Raw genomic sequence first — 19,592 nt, forward strand, 5'->3', positions numbered from 1 at the left:
CTTCGTTCTTTTCTTTTGGATGGCGCCCGAAAGACTCTCACGGGTGCTGTGGCATAACAAGGCTGCACTGCACGAGGTCCAGCAGTTCCGCGACGTTCTCATCGAGAAAGAAGTGACCGCCGGGAAAGACCCTGAATTCGAAGGCCGCGCCGGTGTGCGGCTGCCAGTCCGCGGCGTGCTCCGGCCCCGCTTTCGGGTCCTCGCGCCCCACGAGCACGGTGAGCGGCACCCTGACGCGCGCGCCGGGAGCGGGCCGGTAGGCGGCCAGCGCGCGGTAGTCGTCGCGCAGGGCCGGCAGGGCCTGCCGCAGCGCCTCCTCGTCGGAGATCAGCCGGTCGCCGGTGCCGCCCAGGACGCCCAGCTCGGCGATGATCCGCTCGTCGGTCCACCGCGCCCGCTGATCCTCCTCGCGGGGGCGGGACGGCGCGCGACTGCCGGAGGCGAAGAGGTGCCCGACGGCGCCCGGCCGCTCCCGCTGCAACAGCCGTACCGTCTCGAAGGCGACCAGCGCGCCCATGCTGTGGCCGAGGACGGCCGTCGGCAGATCCCGCTCGGCCAGCAGCGCGTCCGCCGCGCCGCGTGCCAGGCCGCGGATGTCGGTGACGGCCGGTTCCGTACGGCGCCACTGTCGTCCCGGGTACTGGACGCCGACCACCTCCAGGCCGGGCGGCGCGGCGCGCGCCAGCGGAAAGAAGGCGCCGGCGGAGCCGCCCGCGTGCGGAAAGCAGACCAGGCGGAACCGTGCGTCCCGGCCCGGATTGAAGGACATCGTCCAGCCGCCCGCGTCAGTGCTCATGGCCCGGCCCCCGCATGTCGTCGATTCCTTTTTCGTCGTCGACTCCCTTTTCGTCGTCGACTCCCTGGCCGTCGTCGACTCCCTGGCCGTCGTCGATTCCCGCACCCCTGTCGCTTTCCGTTCCCTTGCGGTTCTCCATTCCGTTCGCGCTTCCCTTTCCGTGAGGGGGGCGGTCGCCGTCGGGCCAGTCCGGGCATTCCTCCCGCAGATGGCCCGCCAATGCCTTCGGGGACGGGAAATCGTAGATGAGGGTGGACAGCAGCGGGACGCCGGTCGCGGCGACGATGCGGTTGCGCAGTTCGATCGCTCCGAGCGAGTCGAAGCCGAGCTGGGGGAAGAGCGCTTCGGGCGCGACGGCCTCCGGTGAGTCGTGTCCGAGTACCGAGGCGGCTTCCGCCCGCACCAGTTCGAGCAGCGACCTGCGGCGGACGGCCTCGGGCGGCCCGGCGGGCCCGGCGCCGTTCGTCGCCGCGGTGGTGCTCCCGTCCGCCGGCGCGGCGGTGTCCGGCCGGGCGGCGGGCGGGGGCGTGGTGAGGCGGGCCGCGACCGCGACCGGTGCCGCGGTGGCGACGGCCTCGTCGAAGAGGGCCAGCCCCCGGTCCGCGGACAGTGCGCGGATGCCGTGACGGGCGAGCCGGTCGTGGTCCTCGGCGCGCAGCCGCCCGGTGATGCCGCTCGCCGGCTCCCACAGCCCCCAGGCGATGGACAGCGCGGGCAGTGACCGGGCGCGGCGGTGCTCGGCCAGGGCGTCCAGGAAGGCGTTGGCCGCGGCGTAGTTGCCCTGTCCGGCCGAGCCGGTCACTCCGGCCACCGAGGAGAACAGGACGAAGGACGAGAGGCCGAGGGACGCGGTCAGCTCGTGCAGGTTCAGGGCGGCGACCGCCTTGGCCCGGAGTACTTGGGCCATCGCGTCCTCGGTCAGCGAGCCGATCGCCGCGTCCCGCGTCGTGCCCGCCGCGTGCACCACCGATCCGATGCGGACGCCTCGCCCGGACAGCTCGCCCAGGAGCGCCGCCAGGGCTTCCCGGTCACCGGCGTCGCACGCGGCGACGGTGACGCGGGCCCCCGATCCGCGCAGCTCTTCGGCCAGTTCGGCGCTGCCGGGGGTCGCCTCGCCGCGTCGGCCGATCAGTACGAGGTCCCGTACCGCGTGCCGCGTCACGAGATGCCGGGCGACGAGCGCGCCCAGTGTGCCGAGACCGCCGGTGATCAGCACCGCGCGGTCGGTGTCGAAGTCCCGGACGGTGAGGACCACTTTGCCCACGTGCCGTGCTTCCGCGACGTACCGGTAAGCGGCCGGGGCGTCGCGCACGTGGCGCAGGGTGAGCGGTGGAGGCGTCAGCGTGCCGTCCTCGAAGAGCGGCAGGAGGTCGGCCAGCATCCGCTGGATGCCGTCGGGCCCCGTCTGCCGGATGTCGAAGACGGTGTACGCGGCGCCGTCGTACGCGGCGGCCACCTCCTCGGGGTCGCGCGGGTCCGTCTTGCCCATCTCCAGGAACCGGCCGCCCGGCGCGAGGAGCCGCAGGGACGCGTCGGTGAGCGGTCCGGCGAGCGAGTTGAGCACCACGTCCATGCCCGCCCCGTCGGACGCGGCACGGAAGGACGCCTCGAAGGCGTCGTCGCGGGAGGAGGCGATGTGGTCGGAGCCGATGCCCGCGTCCCGCAGTACGGGCCACTTCGCCGGGCTCGCGGTGGCGAAGATCTCCGCCCCCGCGTGCAGGGCGAGTTGGCGGGCCGCGAAGCCGACCGCACCGGTCGCCGTGTGGATGAGCACGCGTTCTCCGCCGCGGAGCCGGCCGAGCTCGACGAGGCCGTAGTACGCGGTGAGGAACGCCACCGGCACGGCGGCCGCCTCGGCGAACGACCAGTGCGCCGGGACGGGCGCGAGCAGCCGCTCGTCGGTGACCGAGACCGGTCCGATCCCGTCGAAGAGGCCCATCACCCGGTCCCCCGGACGCAGTCGGCCCGCTCCGGGGCCGACCTCGACGACCACGCCCGCGCCCTCCACGCTCTGCCGCCCCTCGCCCTCGGGCACGCCGGCCCCCGGCTCGACGACGCCCAGCGTGAGCAGCACGTCGCGGAAGTTGACCCCGGCCGCGTGCAGCGCCACGCGCACCTGGCCCTCGCCGAGGGGCGCGTCGGCGTCCGGCCACTCCACGAGGGCCAGGTCGTCGGGGGTCCCGCGTCCGACGAAGTCCAGCCGCCAGCTTCCGTCGCCGGACGGCGCGTCGAGCAGCCGGCCGGTGGTGGGGGTCAGCTCCGGGGTGAGCCACTCGCCCTTCCTGAGGGCGACCTGGGGGAGGCCGGACCGGAGGGCCCGGGCGAGCGACTCCGCCGACTCCTCGCCGGCGTCGACGTCCACCAGCTGGATCCGTCCCGGCTCCTCCTGCTGCGCACACCGGCCGAGCCCCCATACGGCGGCGGCCACGGCGTCCGTCGCCGGGTCGTCGTCGGCGGTGCCGACCGCTCCGCTCGTCACCAGGGCGATCCCCCACCGGGCGAGCGCCGGTTCGGCCAGTACCTCCTGTACGACGGCCAGCACACCGGCGGTCACTTCGCGGACCTCGTCCATCGTGCCCGCCGGGCAGGGGATCACCACCGTGCCGGGTACTCCTCCGGGTGCCCGTCGGACCAGTTCGGCGACGTCGGCACAGCGCTCGGCGTCCAGGGTGGACAAGGCGTCGTGCGGCTTACGGATGGTGGCGCCGCCGGGAACGATCAGCGCGAGCCGGTCGGGCCGCGCGGAGCCGTCGGCCCGTTCCCCGGTTTCGTCCCCGGCGCGTCGGTGGGCCGTCGTCCAGCTCAGGCGTCGCAGCCGGCTGTCGTCCGCCGTCGACGGCGGGCGCAGGGACAGGCCTCCGACCGACAGGACCGGGTTCCCGTCCATGTCGGACAGCTCCAACGCGACCTCGTCCCGGCGCACGGCCGTCAGCCGAACCCTCACGCCAGGGGTGCTCGGGCGTGCGTGGTGGGTCAGGTCGCGCCAGGTGAAGGGGACGCGGACACCGGGAGCGCGGACGCCGGACGCGGAGGTCTCGTCCGCGAGGCCGAAGAGTTCGATCGGGTGCAGGGCGGCGTCCAGCAGAGCGGGGTGCAGGCCGAAGAGCGTGGTCTGCGAGGCGATGGGCACCGGCGGCGCGAGTTCTGCGCAGATGCCGTCGGCCGTGCGCCACAGGGCGCGCAGTCCCCGGAAGGCCGGCCCGTACGCGAGGCCTCGGGCGGCGAGGCGGGCGTAGTCGCCCTCCTGGTGCAGCGGCAGGGGTTCGGCGTCGGGCGGCGGCCAGGTCACCGACGGGACCGGGGCGGCGGAGCCGTCCGGGGCGCCGGCCAGCACTCCGGTGGCCGTGGGCCGCCATTCGGGGTCGGGGTCGGCGGACGTGCGCGCGTGGACGGTGAAGGGCCGACGTCCGGAGCCGTCCGCGGCACGTGCCACCACGCGGAGTTCGAGCGCCGCCCGGTCGGGCACGACGAGGGGGCTGGCGAGGACCAGTTCCTCCACCCGGGCGCACCCCGCCTCGCGCGCCACCCGGCAGGCCAGTTCGGCGAGCACGGCGCCCGGCACCAGGGCCCGGCCGGCCACCGAATGATCGGCCAGCCAGGGGAGTTCGGCCGGGTCCAGCCGCCCGGACCACACCAGTTCACGGCTGTCCGGCAGGTCCAGCGGCCGGTCCAGCACGGGGTGGTCCGTGGCGCGCGGAGCGCCCGCTCCCGCCGGCTCCGTCGGGTTGAGCCAGTACCGCCGGCGTTCGAAGGGGTAGGTCGGCAGCGTGGTCAGTTCGCCGCCCCAGGCGGCGGCCACGGCCGGCCAGTCCACGTCGAGGCCGGAGGTGAAACCGGCCGCGAGTCCGTCCGCCGCCGTCCGCGCCTCGTTGCGGGCACCGCGCAGCAGCGGCACCACGACGGCACGGCCGTGCGCCTCGTCCCGCTCGGGATCCTCGGCGAGGCCGGTGAGGATCGCCGACGCCATCGACGACAGTGTGCCGTCGGGGCCGATGTCCACGAAGTGCCGCCCGCCTTCCGCACGGGCGGTGGCGATCCCGTCGGCGAAGCGGACCGGGCGCCGTATGTGGTCCGCCCAGTAGTCGGGCGACATGAGCTCCGCCGCTTTCGCCATCCGGCCGGTCACGTTCGAGACGAGCGGCAGGACCGGCCGCCGGTACGTCAGCCTCGCCGCGATCTCCCGGAACTCGGCGAGGATCGGCGTCATGAGAGGTGAGTGGAAGGCGTGGCTGACCGTGAGCGCCGTGGTCCGGTGCCCGGCGGCCTTCAACTGGGTGACCACGGTCGACACCGCGTCGCTCGCGCCGGAGACCACGACCGCCCGGCGGCCGTTGACGGCGGCGATTCCCACCGCGTCCTCCAGGCCGGCGAGCAGCGGTTCGACGTCCGCGAGGCCCGCCCGTACCGCGACCATCGCGCCGCCCGGCGGCAGCGACTGCATCAGCCGGCCGCGCGCCGCGACGAGTTCGGCGGCGTCCGCCAGGGAAAGGACGCCCGCGACGTGCGCGGCGACCAGTTCACCGACGGAGTGTCCCAGCACGATGTCCGGCCGCACGCCCCAGGACCGCAGCAGCTCGGACAGTGCGTACTCGGTGGCGAAGAGCGCGGGCTGGGTGAAGGCGGTCCGGTGCAGTGCCGCCGCCTCGACGGTCGCGTGCTCCGCGAAGACGACGGAGGCCAGCGGCCGTTCCAGGTGCGGGTCGAAGGCGGCACACGCCTCGTCGAAGGCCTCCGCGTACGCCGGGAACCGCTGGTGCAGCTGCTTGCCCATGCCGGGCCGCTGGGTGCCCTGACCGGCGAACATGAGGACCCGGCGTCCGTCTGCGGGGCCTGCCACGCCTCGTGACACAGGGGCTGCCGGGCGGTCCTCGGCCAGTGCGGCGAGGCCGTCGAGGAGAGCGCGCCCGTCCTCGTGGACGATCGCCGCGCGGTGGTCGAAGCCGGACTGGACGCGGGCGGTGGTGTAGGTGACCGCGGCGAGATCGGGGACGGCCGGGGTGTCGTCCGGCAGGTGATGCGACCCGGACGGCCCGCTCAGCAGGTCGTGGAGGCGGCGGGCCTGGGCGCGCAGGGCCGTCGGTGTCTTCGCGGACAGCACCAGCGGCAGCGCGTCACCTCGGTGGCCGGCTGAGGAGTGGTCACGTACGTCCGTGCCCGCGGGAGCATTCCGTACGTCCGTGCCCACGGGAGCCGACGTATCGGCAGGGGGTTCTTCGAGGATGACGTGCGCGTTGGTCCCCGAGATCCCGAACGAGGACACCCCCGCCCGCCGCGGCCTGCCCTCCACCGCCTCCCACGCCACCTCCCGCGTCAACAACCGCACCGAACCCCACTCCACCCCACCCACCGGCTCCGCCACATGCAACGTCCGCGGCAACACCCCATGCCGCAACGCCTCCACCATCTTGATCACACCACCCACACCCGCAGCCGCCTGCGCATGCCCGATATTCGACTTCAACGACCCCAACCACAACGGCCGCCCCACCGGCCGCCCCCCACCGAACACACCCACCAACGCCCCCGCCTCCACCGGATCCCCCAACACCGTCCCCGTCCCATGCCCCTCCACCACATCCACCTCCGACGCCGACACCCCCGCATCCGCCAACGCCCGACGAATCACCCGCTGCTGCGCCACACCCGACGGCGCCGTCAACCCATTCGACGCACCATCCGAATTCACCCCACTCCCCGCCACCACCGCCAACACCCGATGCCCCAACCGCCGCGCCACCGACAACCGCTCCACCAACAACATCCCCACACCCTCCGACCACCCCGTCCCCGAAGCATCCGAAGAAAACGAACGACACCGCCCATCCCCCGACAACCCACCCTGCCGAGAAAACTCCACAAAAGCACCCGGCGTCCCCATCACCGTCGCCCCACCCACCAACGCCACATCACACTCACCCGACCGCAAAGAACCCACAGCCAAATGCAAAGCAACCAACGACGACGAACACGCCGTATCCACCGTCAACGCAGGACCCTCCACCCCCAACACATACGCCAAACGCCCCGACAACATCCCCCCAGCAGAACCCGTCAACAAATAACCAGCCGACCCCCCACCCCCCTCCCACAAACGCGGCCCATACTCATAACCCATCCCCCCCACAAAAACCCCCACCCCACCACGCCCACGCAACGAACCCGGCGCCACCCCAGCCCGCTCCAACACCTCCCACGACACCTCCAACAACAACCGCTGCGCAGGATCCATCCCCGCCGCCTCCCGAGGCGACACACCAAAAAACCCCGCATCAAACAAACCCACACCCTCAACAAAACCCCCCTCACGCACCCCACACACCTCACCCGACAACACCCCAGCACCCCACCCCCGATCCACCGGAAAACCAGACACCACATCCCCACCCGACACCACCACATCCCACAAACCCTCCGGCGAAACCACCCCACCAGGAAAACGACAAGCCATCCCCACAATCACCACAGGATCACCGGAGGAAGCCGAATTTCCGGTTGTCGGGCGCTCCGGTGAAACAGCCGGAACCGTTTTCTCAACCGACGGGGTCTCGGAAGGCGGATCCGCGAGCAGAGAACCCAGGAACGTGCCCAGGGCGAGCGGTGTCGGATGGTCGAACACCACGGTCGGCGGCAGCCTCAGTCCCGTCACTTCGCAGAGCCGGTTGCGCAGTTCCACCGCCAGCAGCGAATCGAAACCGGCGTCCCGGAACGCGAGCCCGCCGTCGATGCCGCTCCCGCCCAGCACCTCGCCCGCGATCGACATGACGAAGCGACGGCTCTCCGTCGTCCGTTCGCCCTCCGGCAGTTCGGCCAGCCGTCGTGACCACGGGGTTCCCGTCCGATCAGCGGCGGCGGGGGCAGAAGGGGCGATGGCGGGAGCCGCGGCCGGGACGAACGCCCGGACGGACTCCGGGTCGAGTGCCGCCGCCACCACGGTCGGCAGGTCCAGGGCGCGGGCGGCGTCGTACATGCGCAGACCGCGGGCCGCGTCGAGCGGCCGCAGCCCGGTGCGGCGTCCGAGGCGTTCGACGTCGTGCGCCGTCAGCCGTCCCGCCATCCCGTCCGGAAGGTCCCACAGGCCCCACGCCAGCGAGCGCGCCGGGAGCCCGAGGCCGGCGCGGTGCTGGGCGAGGGCGTCGAGGAAGGTGTTGGCCAGGGCGTAGTTCCCCTGTCCGGCGGCGCCGAGCGCGCCGGTGGCGGAGGAGAAGAGGTCGAAGAAGGCGAGCGGGGCGGAGCGGGTCAGCTCGTGCAGGTTCCAGGCGGCCTCGGCCTTCGGACCGAGCACGGCGTCGAGTTGCTCGAAGGTCAGCGCACGGATGGTCGCGTCCTGGACGACGCCCGCGGCGTGGACGATGCCGGTCAGCGGGTGGTCGGCGGGGACGGCTTCGAGCACCGCGGCGAGCGCCTCCCGGTCGGCGCAGTCACAGGCGGCGATCCGCACCTGGGCGCCCATGCCCCGCAGCTCCCGTGCCAGGGCGTCCGCTCCCGCGGCACGGGTTCCGCTGCGGCTGGTCAGCAGCAGGTGCCGTACGCCATGGTGGGCCACCAGGTGCCGGGCGATGCGCGCGCCGAGCGCACCCGTGCCGCCGGTCACCAGGACGGTGCCGTGCGGACGCACCGGTGAGGCGGCGGCCTCGACGGGGTCCGGCGTCCCGGCCGGCCGGGACTCGGGCGTCGGCCGGGGTACGGACGACAGCCGGGGTACGAGCAGCGCACCGTCGCGCAGGGCGAGTTCGGGCGCTTCTCCGGCCGCCACGGCGGTCAGCACCTCGCGCGTCAGACGGGTCTCGTCGAAGTCCCCGTCGAGGTCGAGGAGGACGAAGCGGCCCGGATGCTCCGATCGCGCGGTGCGGACCAGCCCCCACAGCGGTGCGTGGACCAGATCCACCGGTGCCTCGTCGGGTCCCGCGCCCGTGCGTACCGCCCCCCGGGTCACGAACACCAGCCGGGTGCCGGCGAATCGGCTGTCGTCCAGCCAGCTCTGGAGCAGCGTCAGCGTGGCGCGGGCCGCGCGGCGCACGCCGTCGGGCACGCGGGCTTCCCCGCCCGCGACGGCCGACGGCGGGCAGGGCACCAGCACGGCGGCGGGCGGCGGGGCGCCGGCGTCGAGACGCGCACCCGCCTCCGCCATGTCGAGAACGGCGGTGAGGCCCGCACGCGAGTCGGACCCGAGCACCCAGCACGCGGCGGCGTCGAAGGCCGGTTCCGACAGGGTGTCGTCGGCCCGTGGGCCCCACGTCACGTGGAAGAGTCCATCGTCCGCGGGACCGTCCGAAGCCGCCCGCAGCACCAGCGAGTCCACGGCGGCCATCGGCGTGCCGTGCCGGTCCGTGATCCGCAGCGCCACCGCGTCCGGGCCGACCGGTGACACCCGTACGCGCAGCTCCGTCGCGTCACCGCCGTACACCCGCACACCGCTCCACGAGAAGGGCAGCCGTACGCGGCCGTCGGCCGCGCCCTGCCATACGGTCGCGTGCAGCGTCGCGTCCAGCAGCGCCGGGTGCAGGCCGTACCCGGACGTGTCGGTTCCGGCGGGCAGCCGTACGTCGAGGCACATGTCCTCGCCCAGCCGCCAGGCGGCCTCAAGGCCACGGAAGGTGGGGCCGTACGCGTATCCGGCCTCGGCCAGCTCCTCGTACATGCCGCTCAGTTCCACGGGTTCGGCGCCTTGCGGCGGCCAGGCCGCCTGGTCGAAGTCCGCCGGTGTCCGGGGAGCTCGCGCCGCGAGGATCCCGGTGGCGTGACGGGTCCAGTCGGCGGCCCGGCTCTCCTCGGCGGCCCGCGCCGACTCCTGGGCCCGGCGGGGACGCGCGTACACGGTGAAGGGCCGTTCCCCTGTCTCGCCGGCCGCGCCGACGACGAACTGGACCTCGACCGTCCTGCCGTCGTCGGGGAGGCGGACCGGTGCCTCCTGGGTCAGTTCGGTGACCGTCGCGGCGCCGTCGAGGGCGGCGATGTGCGCGGCCAGTTCGACCAGGGCTGTTCCCGGCAGCACGGTGTGCCCGTCGATCCTGTGGTCGGCCAGCCAGGGGTGCGTGAGGGTGGACAGGGTGCCGGTGAGCGCCCGCGCGTCGCGGTCCGCGAGGGTGACGGCGGTGTCGAGCAGCGCATGCTCCCCGCTGTGCGGCGGCCGCGGCGCGTCGGCGTTCAGCCAGTACCGGCGCCGCTCGAACGGGTAGGTCGGCAGGACGGCCAGGGGCCGCCTGGGAATGACGGCCTGCCAGTCCACCGGCAGGCCGCGCGTGTAGGCGGCGGCCAGCGCCGGCAGGAGCCCGCCGGCTCCGTCGCCGCCGGGGCGGAGCGCGTCCAGCAGCCACAGGTCGTCGGTTGCGTTCGGGGGGTCGACTGCCTCGGCATGGCCGGGCGCACCCGGGTGGCCGGGTACCCGCGGATGGTCGGGCGCATCCGTGTGGTCGGCCGTGTCCGGGCGACCGGCGCCCCGGCCGTGCGGTGTCGACACGAGCGAAGAGGCGGCCGGCATCGCCACGAGGGTGCGGCGGCCGCGGTCCGCCAGGTGGCGCAGCGCCGCGTCGAGGTCGGCGGGTTCCCGTACGGCGCGCAGCCAGTACTCGGCGGTCAGCTCCCGTTCGGTGTCGAGCGGCATGCCGGTTCGCGGCGAGCAGAAGTCGGTCTTCGTGCGGCGCGGGGTCACTCCGGCCATGACCGCTCGCAGTTCCTCGTCGGAGCCCGCGCGCACGCGGGCCGCGCAGAGGCGTGCCGCCTCGTCCAACGTCAGCGCCCCGGTGACATGGGCCGCGACGATCTCTCCCACCCCTTGCCCGAGTGCCGCGTCGGGCCGCACACCGCACTGCTCCCACAGCCGCGCGAGACCGGCTCCCACCACGAACGCCACGGCCTCCGGCGGGTCGGCAGGGGCCAGCTCGCCCACATGACGGCCGAGATGGACCGCCAGGGCGGCGGCGCACTCGTGCACGTGCTCGGCGAACGCGGGGGACGCGGCCAGCAACTCCCTCGCTGCGGCCGTGAAGTCCGGGCCACCACCGGCCGCACCGGCACCGGCACCGAAGACGAACACGGCCCGGGCGCGCCCGCTCACACTCCCGGTCGACACCAGGGCGTCCGACCGCCCGGCGGCCAGAGCGTCCAGTGCCCCTCGGTAGTCGCCGTCCGCACCGGGCTGCACGGCGGCGCGGTGGTCGAACCCGGACTGGACGCAGGCGGCGGTGTACGCGACGGCGGACGGGTCGACAGGGCCGTCGTGCGCGGGCCGGTGCTCAGCGCCGCCGGAGAGGAAGTCACGGAGGCGGCGGGCCTGGGCGCGCAGGGCCGTCGGTGTCTTCGCGGACAGCACCAGCGGCAGCGCCACGGGCCCGGTGGCCTCATCGGCAGCGCTGCTCCGGTCGGCGCCGGCGGCGTCGGGCCGGGAGCCCGGGAGGCCGGCGGTGGCCTGCGGGTCCCGCAGGATCGGCGCCGGGTGCCCGGCGGTCCCGTCCACTCCCCCGGGCCCCGTCCCGGAGTCGCTGAACTCAGGGGGTTCTTCGAGGATGACGTGCGCGTTGGTCCCCGAGATCCCGAACGAGGACACCCCCGCCCGCCGCGGCCTGCCCTCCACCGCCTCCCACGCCACCTCCCGCGTCAACAACCGCACCGAACCCCACTCCACCCCACCCACCGGCTCCGCCACATGCAACGTCCGCGGCAACACCCCATGCCGCAACGCCTCCACCATCTTGATCACACCACCCACACCCGCAGCCGCCTGCGCATGCCCGATATTCGACTTCAACGACCCCAACCACAACGGCCGCCCCACCGGCCGCCCCCCACCGAACACACCCACCAACGCCCCCGCCTCCACCGGATCCCCCAACACCGTCCCCGTCCCATGCCCCTCCACCACATCCACCTCCGACGCCGACACCCCCGCATCCGCCAACGCCCGACGAATCACCCGCTGCTGCGCCACACCCGACGGCGCCGTCAACCCATTCGACGCACCATCCGAATTCACCCCACTCCCCGCCACCACCGCCAACACCCGATGCCCCAACCGCCGCGCCACCGACAACCGCTCCACCAACAACATCCCCACACCCTCCGACCACCCCGTCCCCGAAGCATCCGAAGAAAACGAACGACACCGCCCATCCCCCGACAACCCACCCTGCCGAGAAAACTCCACAAAAGCACCCGGCGTCCCCATCACCGTCGCCCCACCCACCAACGCCACATCACACTCACCCGACCGCAAAGAACCCACAGCCAAATGCAAAGCAACCAACGACGACGAACACGCCGTATCCACCGTCAACGCAGGACCCTCCACCCCCAACACATACGCCAAACGCCCCGACAACATCCCCCCAGCAGAACCCGTCAACAAATAACCAGCCGACCCCCCACCCCCCTCCCACAAACGCGGCCCATACTCATAACCCATCCCCCCCACAAAAACCCCCACCCCACCACGCCCACGCAACGAACCCGGCGCCACCCCAGCCCGCTCCAACACCTCCCACGACACCTCCAACAACAACCGCTGCGCAGGATCCATCCCCGCCGCCTCCCGAGGCGACACACCAAAAAACCCCGCATCAAACAAACCCACACCCTCAACAAAACCCCCCTCACGCACCCCACACACCTCACCCGACAACACCCCAGCACCCCACCCCCGATCCACCGGAAAACCAGACACCACATCCCCACCCGACACCACCACATCCCACAAACCCTCCGGCGAAACCACCCCACCAGGAAAACGACAAGCCATCCCCACAATCACCACAGGATCACCGGAGGTGGATGCGCGTGACGTCGTTTCGAAGGCCCGCACGGGAGCGGGTTCGGCGGAATCCTCCCGAAGAGTGGCCAGGAAATCGCTGAGGGCCAGTGGGGTCGGGTGGTCGAACACCGCTGTCGACGGGATGTCCAGGCCGGTCACCTCGGACAGCCGGTCCCGCAGTTCGGCCAGCATCATTGAATCGAAGCCCGCGTCCCTGAACGCCGCTCCGCCGTCGAACGCGCCGCCGCCCAGCACGTCGCGGACCACCGAGAAGACGGTCTCCTCGGCAGCGATCCCCGAGCGGGGCGTGGGTCCGGACACCGGGCCGTCGACCGCTTCCGTGCCGGCCTCGGGCCACCAGTACGACTCCCGCTGGAAGGCGTATGAGGGCAGTTCGACGACCGTGGGCCGTGTGCCGGCGAAAGCGGGGCTCCAGTCGACCCGCACGCCCCGCACGTACAACTGCCCGAGGGACGCGACGAAGTCCGGCTCGGACGGCGAACCGTTCGGGGTACTCCAGGATCCCGTGTCCGGCGTACGCACGCCGAGCCGTCCCGTAGCGTCCAGCCACAGGGCGTCGGCGGCGGCAGGGCCGGCGAACTCGACGCATTCGGGGGCCGCTTGGCCCGCGGCGACGAGGCGAGCGCCCTCCTTGGGCGTCAGCAGGCCCCGGACGACCGCTGCGGCCACCGTGCCCGGCCCCGCCGGGACACTCACCGCGTCCGGCCGGACCCCGTACGCGCGCCAGACCGCCGCGAGTGCGAGCGTGACCGCGAACACGCACGCCGCGGAGGCCTCCGGCCCGGGCGCGTCGGCCTCAGTGCCGCGCAGTACGTCGGTGGCGGACGGCAGCCCGTAGGGCGCGAACTCCTCGTCGTACGCGGCAAGGGCCGCCTCGAACTCGGCCGAGCGGGGCAGCAGTGCACGCCCGGCGTCAAGGCACGCGTCGGCCGTACCCGGGAACACGAGGGTCAGCGGCTCCCCCGACTCCGTGACCCTGCCGGTGGTGACCGCGTCCGCTGCCGTGCCGAGGGCCAGGGCATCGAGAGCCGCCACGAAATCCTCACGGGACGCCGCGACGACAACTGCCCGGTGGGTGAAGGCGGTTCGGGTGGTGGCCAGTGAGTAACCGAGGTCCTCGATCCGGCCGGCGGGGTTCGCCGTCACGTGGTCCCGCAGCTTCCGGGCCTGGTCCCGCAGGGCCTGTGCGCTGCGTCCCGAGAGCACCCACGGCATGGACGCCGGGAGCTGCGCGACGGCGTCGTCGGCCGGTCGGTCCGGAGCGGTCGGAGCGGGGGACACGTCGGGCACCGCCGACACGACGACATGGCAGTTGGTGCCTCCCATGCTGAAGGAGGAGACCCCGGCCACCCGCTCCGCGCCCTCGTGCGCGGGCCACTGCTCGGCCCGCGTCTGCACGCACAGGCCGAGCGCGTCGAGGTCGATCCCGGGGTTGGCCGACTCGAAGTTGAGGCTCGCGGGGATGACGCCGTGGGCCAGGGCCAGGGTGACCTTCAGCAGGCCGGCGATGCCCGCCGCCGCCTCCAGATGGCCGATGTTGGTCTTGACCGAGCCCACCCGGAGCGGATCGCGGCCGCTTCGTCGTGCGCCGAACACCGTGCCGAGGGCGTCCGCCTCGATCGGGTCGCCCACCTTCGTGCCGGTGCCGTGGAGTTCGACGTACTGCACGTCTTCGGGGGCGATCCGGGCCTGGCGGTGGGCCGCGCGCAAGGCGTCGGCCTGCGCCGCCGCGCTGGGCACGGTCAGTCCCGCGCCGCTGCCGTCGTGGTTGACGGCGCTGCCCCTGATCACCGCGTGGACGCGGTCGCCGTCGGCCAGCGCCCGGGCCAGCGGCTTGAGCACGACGAGGCCGGCGCCCTCACCCCGTACGAACCCGTTGGCGCGCGCGTCGAAGGCACGGCTGCTGCCGTCCGGAGACAGCCCGCCGAAGGCCTCCGCCAGTTCCGCGCCGTCCTCGGTGAGGTTCAGCTGCACACCGCCGGCCAGGGCCAGGGACGACTCGTTGCCCCGCAGACTGGCGCAGGCCAGGTGCACGGCCACCAGGGACGAGGCCTGGCCCGCGTCGACGGTGAGGCTCGGACCGTGCAGATCCAGTACGTACGAGACGCGGTTGGCGATGACGCTGCGGTGGATGCCCGCCATGGCGTGGTGCGAGAGCGGCGCCGCTCCGTCGCGCCGGACGACACCGGCGTAGTCGTTGGCCGAGACGCCGAGGAAGATGCCGGTGTCGCCGCCGCGCAGCTCGGCGGGGAGCAGTCCCGTCGACTCAAGGGCCTCCCAGCTCAGTTCCAGCGCCAGCCGCTGCTGCGGGTCCATGGCATTCGCCTCACGCGGCGATATGCCGAAGAAGCCGGCGTCGAACCGGTCCCGGTCGGGCAGTCTCCCCTCGTACCTGCCGGTCTCGGACGAGCGGCTGATGGCCGAGCGGCCGTCGTGCAGCAGGTGCCAGTAGTCGCCCGGCGCGGGGGCCTCGGGGAAGCGGCATGCCATGCCGATGATCGCGATCGGCTCGTCCTGCGCCGTCTCCGGCTCCGCCATGCCGTCCGCCACGTGTGCAGCCACTGTCGGTTCCCTGCCCCTTCTGATCCCACTGGTTTCCGCCGGTACTTCTGGTTCTGTCGGTCTTTGTGGCTCCGTGTCCTACGGGTGCCGGCGACGGCTCACCACGTCACCCGCAGCGAGCTGAGGCCCCGGGTGATCAGTCCGTCCTTCCACACGACGGCGGGCGCCGCGGGCCCGTCCTCGGCCAGCCGCAGTGCGGGAAAGAAATCGAACAGTTCAAGGAGCGCCGTCCGCACCTGGAGCCGCGCCAGGGGCGCTCCGAGACAGCGGTGTATTCCGTGTCCGAAGGTGAGATGGGTCGATGGCCTGTCGTCCCGCAGGAGTTCCGGTTCGGTGAATACCTTGTCGTCGCGATTTCCGTGCAGCAAGGAGACGACCACCGCTTCACCCGCGCGTACCCGGATATCACCGAGTTCGATGTCCTCGAGAGCCACTCGCGGGAAACTGATCGCTGTCGACGGGGTGACACGGAGCAATTCTTCGACCAGTGCGTCCGCCCGCGCATCGTCCTTGACGAATTCCCGGGGAATATCCTCCTGGAGCACGGCGAGTGCGGCGAGGCCGATCTGCCCGACCGTCGTCTCATAACCGGCGGTGAGCAGCGCGAGGCCGAGGCTGACGAGTTCGGCCTGGGAGAGGGCATCGCCGTCGTGGGCCCGGATGAGGTCGGTGAGGAGGTCGCCGTCGTCCCGCAGCCGCTTGCGGTCGATCAGGGTGGACATGTAGTCGACCAGCCGGAGCCGCTGCCGGCTCTTCTCCAGATCGCTGCTGGCGGTGATGTCGAAGAGCACCTCCACCCAGGAACCGAAGATCTCCCGGTCCTCGACGGGCACTCCGAGCAGGGTGCCCAACACGGCCACCGGCAGTGGTTCGGCGAAGGAGGACACCAGGTCGGCGGGGCTGTCGAGGCGGCTCATGCCGGCCAGCAGATCGGCTGCCGTCCGCCGCACCAGCGGGGCCATGCCGGTCATCTTGCCCGTGGTGAAGGCGGCCGCGACGATCCTGCGCAGCCGGGCGTGGTCGGTACCGTCCAGGCTCATCATCGATGTGGGGGACGGCGCCGCCGAGTTCAGCCGTGGGGCGCCCGGTGCCACCGCGGCGGCCCTGCTGAACCGCCGGTCGGACAGCACCCGGCGTCCCAGGGCGTAGTCGCTCACCAACCACATCTCGTCACCGGGCGGCGTTCGTATTCGCTTTACCGGAACGATGTCGGCACCGGTCATGAATTCCGGTAACGGACCCAGGTGTTGTGGACGCAGTACGGCGGACAATATGACACCTCGCCTCTTCTTCCGAGACCGGCTCGGCGACCAACCCGCCTGTTCCGTGCGATATTTGGTGGCCCCGGTCCGGACGTCAGCGTAGCCGCGCACACGCGATGTGACCACGAACTCACGCACATCCTGATCGAGTACGACGAGTACGAGAGGTGACCCATGGATATCGCGACCAAGCAGGGCACGTTCAGCACCGGCCTGCCCCATCTCGCCTTCGGTTCCGGAAAGCCGCTGGTGTGCCTGTCCGGATTCACGATGACGCATACGGTGCCGCCGCCCGGTGCGCAGCGGCGCCGAGCGGCCCGACTGGTGGCGCCATTCGTCGCCGCCGGGTACGAGGTCTTCTGGACCAACCGTCGCCCCGGCATGCCGGTCGGCACGACGATCAGTGAGCTGGCCACCGAACACGCCGAGGCACTGCGCGCGCGGTTCCCCGGCCCCGTGCCCGTACTCGGACACGGGACCGGCGGCTCGATCGCCCTGCAACTGGCGGTCGACCACCCCGACGTGGTCGACCGGCTGGTCCTGGCCTGCGCCGCGTACACCCTGGGGCCGGTCGGCAGGCGCTTTCACCGGGATCTGATCGCGGCGGCCGAACGGGGCCGCTCCGGCATGCATCGAGCGGCCCCCGCCCTCACCCGCAACCCGGTGCTGCAACGCCTGCTGATGGTGCCGCTGTGGCTGGCGGGACGCTTGAATCCGCCGCCACGCGACCCCTCGGACATGAGGGCGACACTGCTGGCCGAGGACGGCTTCGATGTCCGGGACCGGCTGGCCGAGGTCGGTGCGCCCACCCTTGTGCTGTGCGGTGGACGCGACTACTTGTGGCCTCAGGAGATGTTCGACGAGACCGCGGCGGGGATACCGGGCGCCCAGCTGGTGCGGTACCCCCGCCGTGGTCACAACGTCCTGGGGACGCCGGAGTTCGCCCGCGACGTCCGCGCGTTCCTCGACGCGTCCTGAGCGCGGCGACCACCTACGAGCCGTACGCACAAGCCGTATGCACGACCCGTACGCACGCCGGGGCACGGCCGCACCGCGCGGCCGTGCCCCGGCGCCACTCCCCACTCGCCGTCCGGTTCTCGGACAGGGACCCGGGGAAACGGTTCACCCCGCCTCGGTCGACGTCTCGGCCGTCCGTTCCGACAGCCGGTCCGCGAGGCACTGCCACGCGGTGGCGCACTCCCGGGCGAGGCGGGCCACCACCTCCTGGCGGTGGGGCGGCACCGCCTCCACGATGCGGGCCCATCCGTCCGCGTCGACCGAGCAGACCCGCAGCGCGCGCAGCAGGATCTTGCCGGCCATGGTGAGCCGCAAAGAGGGGTCTTTGCTGAGGCTCACCAACAGGACGTCGCTGGCCGGGCCGTCGGGCCGGAAGGAGCGCCGGGGCATCGCTCCCGAAGGGTTCTCCCGTGCCACGGCCTGCCGTTGTTGCGGCGTGACCAGCGGCTCCCCCCGGTTGAGCCGGGCCCGGACATCGCTGGCGGTGGCCGCGGAGATCCCCGCGAGCCTGGCTATCTCGCGCAGCGAGGCCTCCGGGTTGGCTCTCATCAACTCCCCCGCGCGCAGCCGTCCCTCGGCTCCGTTGCGGGGGCGCACCCGTCCGTCCCGGCCGATGCTGGCGTTCGGCTGCTCATTTTGCGCAGTCGAACGCTGCCGTACGGCCCCCACCGTGTTCGCGGCCAGCCCGACGACCTCGGCGATCCTGCGGTCGGACCACTGGGGGTGCGAGGCGACGATCCGGGCCGCGGCGGCCTTGCGGTCGGAGAGCGAAAGCGGCAGTCCGTGTTCGCTGTTGAGCTGGACCGCGAGGACGAAGGCGTCGGCCTCCGCGCCGTCGAAGTAGCGGACCATGATGTGGTCGTCGCCGCGCAGGAGTGCGGCGCGCAGTCGGTGGGCGCCGTCGATGACGCGCATCGTAGGGCGATGCACCACGATGGGCGGGAGCGGTGTGTGCAGCGCCGCCAGCAGGCGGACGTGCTCCGCGTCCTCCCCGCCGGTGCGGGGACCGCCCGACGTCTGCAGGGCTTCGACGGGCACGCTCTCGCCGGCCGGTGGCGGTGCGCTCCCGGCGGCCGAAGCCGTGCCCCTCCCGCCGCCCCGTCCCTGGACGTCAACACCGGTCACCTCCGCCGTCCGAACGGCATGGGCTTTTAACCTACCGATCATTGATTAATCACCTCGGGGTGCGTGGTTGGGGGCCGGAAGGCGATCGTGCGTCGGTGGAAATGGGCAGCCTGGTAGGGCCGCTTCTGCTGTGACGGGTGCTTCCGGTGTGGCTCAGCGGCGCGTCATGCCGAGCGGGCGGAGGCGATAAGTCGATAGAGCGTTCACGGTTCGGCGGCGGGCCGGGGCGCCGTGAAGGCGCACCGCTTCATTTTCCCTCAGGCCGTTTCGGCGTCATTTCGCCGCGATAACTGCTCATACAGGAAGAAGACTGGGGTCATCTCGTGACGGTAGAAATAAATCGCAGTCCGCAGAGCCTTCGCATACGAACACCGCCCCCCCGTTGCAGAATATCCCCGTCCATCGGATTCCTTGTTCACCCTTCGATCAGGGAGCACCGTGACGCTGCGCAAATTTGATCGCTTTCGGCCGATGCCTGTCAAGACGAAGCGTCTGTACAGAGCATTCGGCAGGCCCCTCGCAGACTGATGGTTTGAACCGGCGCAGATGCCTCGGAAGCCTGATACCGCACGGATGGAGCGGCGTCGACGGGGAGTGAACCGGACGCGTCGTCCCGATGGTCCGGGACGGCGAAACATACGGTCATCACGTACGGAAGCTGATGTTCCGATCTCGGCGGCGCACCTCGGCGAGCAGATCCGGCCAGTCGAAGCGGGCGCCGCCGTGGGACCGCCGGAGGCGGCGCAGCAAACGCCGACGCGCCAGCCGGAATGCCATTGCGCACACCAGCAGGGTAATTCCGGGCACGACCGCCATGAACGAGAGCCCGAAAACGTAACGGGGGTGCGGTCTGTACGCGCCGAGGACGGCGCAGCGGGCAATGTCCTCGATGTCGTCGCGGCTGAGGCATTCATAAGATGCTCGTTCACCCATCGCTCGAGCATCCCAACCCGCGAGAAATCGGGCAAGAATTCATCAGAACCATTCGGCGGGCGGCCGCTCCGCGAGCCACGGAAACCAGTGACCGAGAAATAAACATCCGATTTTCCGGCCGGGTCCCGGGGTG

The 19,592-nt window shown here is 72.2% G+C and carries 6 protein-coding genes; 1 reads left to right on the forward strand and 5 read right to left on the reverse strand.

Annotated features, from left to right (window positions below; all coding sequences use genetic code 11):
• Nucleotides 1-37 precede the first annotated feature (37 nt).
• From ACP4J0_RS28300 to ACP4J0_RS28310, 3 genes are all read right to left on the reverse strand, one after another.
• Entirely contained in the window at nucleotides 38-796 is a 759-nt protein-coding gene (locus ACP4J0_RS28300) for a thioesterase II family protein (protein ID WP_426601555.1), read from the reverse strand.
• Nucleotides 786-15,098 (reverse strand): SDR family NAD(P)-dependent oxidoreductase, encoded by a 14,313-nt coding sequence (locus ACP4J0_RS28305; protein WP_426601602.1) that lies wholly within the window; start codon nucleotides 15,096-15,098, stop codon nucleotides 786-788. The genes ACP4J0_RS28300 and ACP4J0_RS28305 overlap by 11 nt, the downstream gene beginning before the upstream one ends.
• Before the next feature lie 122 nt (nucleotides 15,099-15,220).
• Entirely contained in the window at nucleotides 15,221-16,288 is a 1,068-nt protein-coding gene (locus ACP4J0_RS28310) for a cytochrome P450 (protein WP_426601556.1), read from the reverse strand.
• A gap of 270 nt (nucleotides 16,289-16,558) precedes the next feature.
• Between ACP4J0_RS28310 and ACP4J0_RS28315 the strand changes: the two genes are divergently transcribed.
• On the forward strand, nucleotides 16,559-17,362 hold the full coding sequence (locus ACP4J0_RS28315) for an alpha/beta fold hydrolase (protein WP_426601557.1): 804 nt from the start codon (nucleotides 16,559-16,561) through the stop codon (nucleotides 17,360-17,362).
• A gap of 144 nt (nucleotides 17,363-17,506) precedes the next feature.
• On the opposite strand, the gene ACP4J0_RS28320 is transcribed toward ACP4J0_RS28315, so the two are convergent.
• On the reverse strand, nucleotides 17,507-18,439 hold the full coding sequence (locus ACP4J0_RS28320; protein ID WP_426601558.1) for a streptomycin biosynthesis protein: 933 nt from the start codon (nucleotides 18,437-18,439) through the stop codon (nucleotides 17,507-17,509).
• 732 nt (nucleotides 18,440-19,171) lie between these two features.
• Nucleotides 19,172-19,459, reverse strand: a complete 288-nt coding sequence (locus ACP4J0_RS28325; protein ID WP_426601559.1) for a hypothetical protein — start codon at nucleotides 19,457-19,459, stop codon at nucleotides 19,172-19,174.
• Nucleotides 19,460-19,592 lie beyond the last annotated feature (133 nt).

Origin of the sequence: Streptomyces sp. WG7 (assembly GCF_049975785.1) — a bacterium.
Lineage (GTDB): Bacteria > Actinomycetota > Actinomycetes > Streptomycetales > Streptomycetaceae > Streptomyces.

Bases quoted from the DNA above. Each gene is read 5' to 3' on its own strand.
- ACP4J0_RS28300 (WP_426601555.1), bottom strand. From the start codon at position 796: ATGAGCACTGACGCGGGCGGCTGGACGATGTCCTTCAATCCGGGCCGG.
- ACP4J0_RS28305 (WP_426601602.1), bottom strand. From the start codon at position 15,098: ATGGCGGAGCCGGAGACGGCGCAGGACGAGCCGATCGCGATCATCGGC.
- ACP4J0_RS28310 (WP_426601556.1), bottom strand. From the start codon at position 16,288: ATGTGGTTGGTGAGCGACTACGCCCTGGGACGCCGGGTGCTGTCCGAC.
- ACP4J0_RS28315 (WP_426601557.1), top strand. From the start codon at position 16,559: ATGGATATCGCGACCAAGCAGGGCACGTTCAGCACCGGCCTGCCCCAT.
- ACP4J0_RS28325 (WP_426601559.1), bottom strand. From the start codon at position 19,459: ATGGGTGAACGAGCATCTTATGAATGCCTCAGCCGCGACGACATCGAG.